Annotated in this window: 3 protein-coding genes and 1 pseudogene; all 4 read left to right on the forward strand. The window is 69.5% G+C overall.

The genetic code is table 11. The features are described 5' to 3' along the window. Positions 1-468 (forward strand): annotated as a pseudogene (locus ACIRDX_RS20085) (hypothetical protein); the annotation flags it as partial. 264 nt (positions 469-732) lie between these two features. Further along, positions 733-2,118 carry a tetratricopeptide repeat protein gene (locus ACIRDX_RS20090; RefSeq protein ID WP_396627217.1) on the forward strand — a complete coding sequence of 462 codons (1,386 nt, stop codon included), beginning with the start codon at positions 733-735 and terminating at the stop codon, positions 2,116-2,118. Further along, entirely contained in the window at positions 2,115-3,866 is a 1,752-nt protein-coding gene (locus tag ACIRDX_RS20095) for a CRTAC1 family protein (RefSeq protein ID WP_396627218.1), read from the forward strand. Before ACIRDX_RS20090 ends, ACIRDX_RS20095 begins: the two co-directional genes overlap by 4 nt. A gap of 236 nt (positions 3,867-4,102) precedes the next feature. Continuing rightward, a complete protein-coding gene (locus ACIRDX_RS20100) occupies positions 4,103-5,518 on the forward strand; it encodes a M28 family peptidase (RefSeq protein WP_396627219.1) in 1,416 nt (471 codons plus the stop codon). Positions 5,519-5,564 lie beyond the last annotated feature (46 nt).

Below are 5,564 nucleotides of genomic sequence, written 5' to 3' on the forward strand. Positions count from 1 at the left end.
TCGGGCGGCGCCCTCTACACGCTCCTCGGCGCGTGGCAGGTCAACGGCATCGCGTCGTGGGTGTCGGGCACGCCGTTCTCGGTGGGCGGCGACAACGGCCTGCTCCAGCAGGTCGGCGGCTTCCAGTCGGCCCAGGTGACGGGCGAGCTCAAGGGCGGCTTCGGTACGGCCGGCCCGAACGAGCCGTGGTACGACCCGTCGCAGTTCAGCCAGCCCGGCAACCAGTGGGGCAACTCGGGCCGCAACGCCTTCCGCGGACCCGCCAACTGGAACCTGGACTTCTCGCTGTTCAAGGCGTTCCCGATCGGCCGCTACCGCATGGAGTTCCGTGCGGAGTCGACCAACGTGTTCAACCACACGCAGTGGGGGAACCCGGTCACCGGTCTGACCGACCCGAACTTCATGCGCATCCGCTCGCTCGCCCGCAACCCGCGGCGCGTGCAGCTCGGCCTGCGCTTCGCCTTCTAGGGGCCCAGGGGTAGGGGGCGGTCTCCGACCGCGCCGCTATCGATAGCGGCCGGGTGGGACACCCGGCCCTACCAACGCCTGAAGCTCTGACGTCGCCCCACGCGGGGTGACTTCGCCCCGGTACCCGACAGGGTGCCGGGGCGTTTTTCTTGTCACGGGAACAAGGGACAAGAGACGAGGGCGACGAAGGGCAAGCAAAGAGCTCCCAGCTCCGAGCCCCCAGCCCCCAGATCCCCGGCCCGCATCCATGTTGTAATGCGATCCGTGCCCTTCGTCCCGCTCGCGAGCGTGGTTCTGGCCTCGACGCTTGCGCTACAGGCCGCGTCGGACTGGCGCACGGTTCCGCTCGAGAGCTATCCGGCCGATGCCCGCTCGCAGATCGGCGCGGCGCGCGATGCCGTGAGCGCACGGCCCTCCGACGCGGCGGCCGTGGGGCAGCTGGCCCTCGTGCTGCACGCCTGGGAGCAATACGAACTCGCCGCGCAAGCCTACGCCGAGGCCCAGCGCCTGGCTCCCGGCGACGTGACGTGGTGGGCGCTATCTGGCATGTTGGCAACGCGCATGGGGCGGCATGACATCGCGGCCAGAGACTACGGTCGTGCAGCCGCGCTGAGCCCGACACCGCTGCTGCTCCTGCGGCACGCGGATGCCCTGCTCGAGAACGGTCGGCCGGATGCGGCCCGCGCCGTCTACGCACAGGCAGTACAGATCGCCGATGCCGAGCCCTCCGCTCGGTATGGCCTTGGCCGGATTGCGCTGGCCGCCGGTGACCTGACCGCCGCCCGCGTCGAGTTCGAGCGAGCCATCGCCCTCGTCCCCTCGTTCGGGGCTGCACACTATGCCCTCGCGCAGATCAAGCGCAAGCTGGGCGACCCGGAGGGGGCCAAGGCCTCGATGGCGCAGCACCAGCGGTGTCTCGCCTGCTGGCCCGTGCCCAACGATCCCTGGCGGGCCAGCCTCGAGAGCGTCCGCAGCGACGCCGTCTTCATCATGCGCCAGGGCGTGCAGGCCGCCGGGTCGCAAAAAGAAGATCCTACGGCCATCAAACTGCACGAAGCGGCGATTGCACGCGCCCCCTCCATGGTGCAGGCGCGGGTCAACCTGATCAGCCTGTACGCACGCACCGGCGATCTTGAACGCGCCGCGTCGCAGTACGAGATTGTGGTCGCGTCCAAGACGCAATTGGCCGAGGCCCATCGAGCATATGGCCTGGCCCTGCTCTCGGCCAGCCAGGACAGCCAGGCGCTGATGGTCCTCGACCTGGCCGCCGCCGCCAATCCACTGGACGCCGCGGTCCACCATGCTCGGGGCCTGGCTCTGGAACGGATGAGGCGCCTGGCTGAGGCGGCCGAGGCCTACCGACGCGCGGTCGAGAGCGATCCGAAGACCAGGGGCTTCCGTTTCGCTCTGGCCAGGGTCCTCGTCAACCTCGGGCGCACCGACGACGCGTTGCGGGAACTCGCACCGGCACATCTGCCCGACGATGCCGAGGGTGCGCGCTACATGTTCATGAGCGCAACTCTGGTCCTGCGGACGGGAAACGTCGCCGAGGGGCGGAGGCTGGCACAGCAGGCCCTGGAACGAGCGCGGAAGCACGGCGTCTCGGACCTGGCCGCCACCATCGAAGACACGATGAGACGACTTCCATGACCCCCCGCACCCGCATCACCACCCTCGTCTCGGTGTCGGTACTGTCCGTGGTGGCGGCGGTGTCCCTGCAGGCCATTCCGCCGCCGTCACCGCACTTCGAAGATGTCGCGGAGTTGGCAGGGCTCAGGTTCACCCACGTCAACGGTGCTCGGGGGCGGCTCTGGTACCCGGAGCTGATCGGCGCGGGGCTCGCCCTGTTCGACTTCGACAACGATGGCGACCTCGACATCTACCTCGTACAGGGAGCCGAATGGGCTGGCGACACGGCGACGGCCGCAGGGGCCGCTTCGATCGCGCCGACCTCGCCGACCGCGAAACTCTTCAGAAACGATCTGGCCGGCCCAAGTGGGGAACTGCGCTTCACGGAGGTGACAGATTCGGCCGGCGTGGGCACCCGCGCCTACGGCATGGGCACGGCGGTCGGGGACATCGACAACGATGGAGACCTCGACCTCTACGTGACGGCGTATGGGGACAATGCCCTGTACCGGAACGACGGCAACGGCCGCTTCAGCGACATCACCGCGACGGCTCGGGCCAACGATCCGCGCTGGAGCACGAGTGCGGCGTTCCTCGACTATGACCGCGACGGCTTTCTCGATCTGTATATCGGCAACTACGTCGACTTCACGCCGGCTGGCCACAAACCGTGCTTCGAACCAGCCGGAGCGCCGGACTACTGTGCCCCCACGGCGTACCGACCCATTCCCGATCGGCTGCTGCGCAACAAGGGCGACGGCACCTTCGAGGACGTCAGCGAGCGTGCGGGCATCCTGCGGGCCTACGGCAACGCGCTCGGCGTTGCCGTCAGCGATTTCGACGCCGATGGCTGGCCCGACATCTATGTAGCCAACGACGCGACGCCCAACCAACTCTGGATGAACCAGCGCAACGGCACGTTCGAGGATCAGGGCGTCCTCTCGGGCACGGCCTACAACGCGGCCGGCCGCCCCGAGGGCAGCATGGGCATCGCGGCCGGCGATTACGATCGGGATGGCGATGACGATCTGCTGGTCACCAACATCGTCGGCGAGACCTTCGTGCTCTACGAGAACGACGGCCAGGGTGGGTTCGAGGATCGGCGGGCGGCGGTCGGCCTGGTGGCGCCCACGGCCAGCATGACCGGATTTGGCACCGACTGGTTCGATGCCGACAACGACGGATGGCTCGACGTGTTCGTCGCCAACGGTGCGGTCAATCTGGTGCCCTCCCTGCGTGGGGCCGCCAATCCCTACCGGATGCGCAACCAGCTGTTCCGCGGGGGCCCCACCGCGACAGGGCCGAGCGAGCGAGGCGCTGGCCGCCCCGGCGTGAGTCTTCGCGACATCAGCGCCCAGGCCGGGCCTGCGTTCGGCGTGATGGGGGTCGGACGCGGTGCGGCCTTCGGCGATGTCGACAACGACGGTCGGGTCGATGTCGTCGTCACCAACAACGGCGGTCCGGTGATGCTGCTGCGAAACACCACTCGTGATGCCGGCCATTGGCTCCGAGTCCGCCTGGTGCAGCCTCGGGCGAACTCCTGGGCGATTGGCGCCACGGTGTCCATTGTCCTGCCTGGACAGCAGCGGCTGGTCAGGCGCATCAGGTCAGGTGGCAGTTATCTGTCCGCGTCCGACCTGCGGGCCTCATTCGGGTTGGGCGACGTCGGTAGTACAGTGACGGCCGACATCACCTGGCCAGATGGCACGACACAGCGAGTGCCTGGCCTTGCGGTGGACCGGGAACACACGATCCACCGGGCGCCGTAGGCCGGAGACTGCGAGCGGTCGGGTGCCCTCGAAGCTCTGCGATGCAAAGCCTGACAGGGCCAGAACGAGCGCGGGCTGACAGCAGGAATCGTCGTCACCGGCCCGGGCTCGGACTCCGCATGAGGACTCGAAACGGGGGCGACACTTACGAGTCTGCCTCGCACGGGTCTCACAGTTGCAGGCCCCCTGACAGTCTCGGTCGGCCGGGCCGCGTTTTCGCGGATAATCGCGGGCCAATGCCCACCCGCCGTCAGGTCCTCGCCGCCGTCACCGCCATGGCCGCCGCACCGCATCGCGCCGTCGCGCGCGGGCGCCCGTCGCAGGGCGCCGCCGGCAGCGCCGGGGCGCGCCCCGGATGGGTGGCCCCGCTCGAGGGCGACATCTCGCGTCTGGTGACCGCCAGCATGGGGTCGACCCAAGGCTGGGACCGGCTCGCCGAGCTCTGCGACACCTTCGGCGGTCGGCTCACCGGGTCGCGCAATCTCGAACTGGCCATCGAGTGGGCCGCCGAGACCATGCGACGAGATGGTCTGGAACACGTCCGGCTGCAGGAGACGAAGGCGCCGTACTGGGTGCGCGGAGCCGAGTCGCTCGACATCATGACGCCCGTCGCCTCCCCGCTGGTCATGCTCGGCCTCGGCGGCAGTGTCGGAACGCCGCCAGACGGCCTCACGGCGCCGCTGATGGTCGTCCGGAGCTTCGACGAGCTCCGGACCAGGGCCTCCGAGGTCACCGGCCGCATCGTCCTGTACGACGTCCCGTTCACGTCGTATGGCCAGACGGTGACCTATCGCGCCGCCGGGCCGAGCCAGGCGGCACGGTTCGGCGCGCTGGCGACACTCGTCCGTTCCGTGGGGCCGATGGGCCTGCGGACGCCGCACACGGGCGCGCTCACCTACCAGGCGGATCTGCCGCGAATCCCGGGCGCGGCGATCCCGGTCGAGGACGCCAACCGGCTGGCGCGGCTCGTGGCCCGCGGGGTGCCGGTCACGCTGCGCCTCCGCATGGCCGCGCAGACCCTGGCCGACGCCGACTCGGCCAACGTCATCGGCGAGATCACCGGGCGCGAGCGTCCCGACGAAGTGGTGCTCCTGGGCGGTCACTTCGATTCGTGGGATCCGGCCGGTGGCGCGTCAGACGACGGCGTGGGGTGCATCGTGACGTGGGAAGCCGCCCGGTTGATGAAGCAACTGGCCCTCCGGCCGCGACGCACGGTGCGCATCGTGCTGTTCACGAACGAGGAGAACGGCCTGCGCGGCGGGCTGGCGTATCGCGACGGCTTCGCGGCGGATGCGGCGAAGCACGTGATGGCCCTCGAGTCGGACATCGGCGTCTTCGAGCCGATGCGCCTCGGGTTCACCGGCAACGACCGCGCGCGCCAGATGATGGCCGACGTCGTCGATCTCCTGCGACCTCTCGGCTTTCCGCCCCTCGGCCCGGGCGGGGGCGGCGCCGACATCGGCCCGATCGCCCAGGTGGGTCAGGTGCCGACCATGGCGCTCTCGGGCGACACCACGCAGTACTTCCAGATTCACCACACGCCCGCCGACACCGTGGAGCGGATCGCGCCTCGCGAGGTGGCGAAGGCTGCGGCCGGCATTGCCGCCGTGGCGTGGGCAGCAGCGGAGATGCCCGAGGCACTCCCGCGATGACGATGGTATGGTGCAGGAGGAGGGTGTTCTCGTGACGCAGAACGTC

Source organism: Luteitalea sp. (genome assembly GCF_044337415.1).
GTDB lineage: Bacteria > Acidobacteriota > Vicinamibacteria > Vicinamibacterales > Vicinamibacteraceae > Luteitalea.